Source organism: Vibrio sp. YT-18, from assembly GCF_033337345.1.
Classification (GTDB): Bacteria; Pseudomonadota; Gammaproteobacteria; order Enterobacterales; family Vibrionaceae; genus Vibrio; species Vibrio alginolyticus.
The window spans coordinates 1-1816 of record NZ_JAWOQO010000066.1 but is presented as its reverse complement, the minus strand read 5'-3'; the positions used below and the strand labels follow the sequence as shown (position 1 = coordinate 1816).

Annotated in this window: 3 protein-coding genes; 2 read left to right on the top strand and 1 reads right to left on the bottom strand. The window is 43.6% G+C overall.

The window, feature by feature from the left end:
• Positions 1-492, top strand: a 492-nt coding sequence (locus tag R7M72_RS24305; protein ID WP_318056367.1) for an iron chelate uptake ABC transporter family permease subunit, incomplete at its 5' end; no start/stop codon positions are given.
• 2 nt (positions 493-494) lie between these two features.
• On the top strand, positions 495-1250 hold the full coding sequence (gene vctC / locus R7M72_RS24300) for an iron chelate ABC transporter ATP-binding protein VctC (RefSeq protein WP_021449523.1): 756 nt from the start codon (positions 495-497) through the stop codon (positions 1248-1250).
• Positions 1251-1297: 47 nt separating this feature from the next.
• Here the strand turns inward: vctC and cueR are convergent, their stop codons facing one another.
• The gene (gene cueR / locus R7M72_RS24295) at positions 1298-1684 is read right to left on the bottom strand and encodes a Cu(I)-responsive transcriptional regulator (protein ID WP_005486235.1); all 387 of its coding nucleotides are present in this window, start codon (positions 1682-1684) and stop codon (positions 1298-1300) included.
• Positions 1685-1816: the final 132 nt, after the last annotated feature.

Here is a 1816-nt window from a genome sequence, read left to right as displayed (position 1 = left end):
TTGATGGACCCCAATACGTTCGCTTTCGTGCAGTCCAAACTGTATGCAAGCTTTAACAACGTAAAGGTTAATCTCGTGTACTTCAGTGCGCCGATGTTGATACTGGCTTGCTGGTTATTGTTTCGTATGCATCGCACATTGGATGTGTTCTGGTTAGATCAAGACAACGCAAAAAGCTTGGGTGTTGATGTGCCGAAAGTGACGCGCAACGTCTTCATCCTTTCTGCGGTTTTGATTGCAATTTCTACCGCTTTGGTTGGCCCAATTATGTTCTTTGGTTTGCTTGTGACCAACTTGAGCCGCGAGATGTTTCATTCCTATCAACATAAAACATTGTTGATAGGCTGTTCACTATTGGCCATTAGCTCATTGCTTTCAGGGCAGTGGATCATTGAAAACGTATTTAATTTTGAGACAACGCTAAGCGTGGTCATTAACTTCCTTGGCGGCATTTATTTCTTGTATCTGCTGTTGAAAAACAAAGTCGTATAAACATGATAGTCATAGAGAAACTAACCAAAGCATTTGGTTCGAGTAAAGTCGTTGATAGCGCGGATACTCAGTTCGAAAAAGGCAAAGTGACGTCAATCATTGGCCCAAATGGAGCTGGCAAGAGTACCTTACTCTCCATGGCTTCTCGCCTAACAGAGCGAGACGGTGGTAGCGTCATCATCGACTGTAAAGAGATCGCTGAGTGGGATACCAAAGAGCTGGCGAAAAAGCTTGCTGTGCTTCGCCAAGCGAACTCAATCACGATGCGATTTACCGTGAAAGAACTGGTCTCTTTTGGTCGCTTCCCTTATTCAAAAGGCAATCTTACCAAAGACGATCATACTGTCATTGCACAAGCCATTGATTACTTAGACCTGCAAGATATTCAAGATAAATACTTGGATGAGTTGAGTGGTGGTCAGCGCCAGTTGGCGTTTATCGCCATGGTGATTGCTCAGGATACGGACTACGTTTTCTTAGATGAACCGCTGAACAACTTGGATATCAAGCATTCATTGCAGATCATGAAGGTGATTCAAAGGCTTGCTCATGACATGAACAAAGCAATGGTGGTTGTGATTCACGATATCAACTTTGCGGCGTGCTATTCCGATGTCATTCTGGCGCTTAAACAAGGCAAAGTGGTGGCAAGTGGCGCGGTTGAAGAGGTGATTAAGGCAACAACATTGGAAGACATCTACGAAACGCCATTTAACATCATTGAGTTAAATGGCAAACGCATGTGCACTTACCATTAATCTGAACCAACTTGTTGCCTTTAACGAACTGCAATAGATAGGCGAGCTTACTTGGTGAGCTCGTCTATGATTGGACAGCGACTTTTTGCATCGCCAGGACAAGCCGATACCCAACCTTCCAACTGCTTTTTAATTTCCATCAGGTGAGCAATTTTCTCTTCTACTTCGCGCAGTTTATCCATCGTTCTTTCTTTCACTTCGCTGCTTTTACGGTTTGGATTATGCGCAAGCTGGACGAATTCTTTACATTCTTGAAGTGAAAATCCTGCGTTTTTTGCTCGTGAAACTAAGTTAAGTTCTTGAATATGATTATCCGAATACTCGCGATAGCCAGAATCACTGCGTGCTGGTGGAGAGATGATCCCTTTGTCTTCATACAAACGAATCGACTTTGATGACAGTCCAGTTAGCTTCGCGACAGCGCCAATATTCATGTTTAACCTCCACATTCGAGATAACGCCGATGCCGTTAATTGTTGTTGTGTATCAGCGCGTTAAACATATTGGTTTCTACGCAGCGTTTGATTTGCAACCCGATGGCATTGGCTTGATGTTTAACGCGAGTA

What these genes read in the sequence shown, in the direction of transcription:
- vctC (WP_021449523.1), top strand. Translation starts at nt 495, where the DNA reads ATGATAGTCATAGAGAAACTAACCAAAGCATTTGGTTCGAGTAAAGTC.
- cueR (WP_005486235.1), bottom strand. Translation starts at nt 1,684, where the DNA reads ATGAATATTGGCGCTGTCGCGAAGCTAACTGGACTGTCATCAAAGTCG.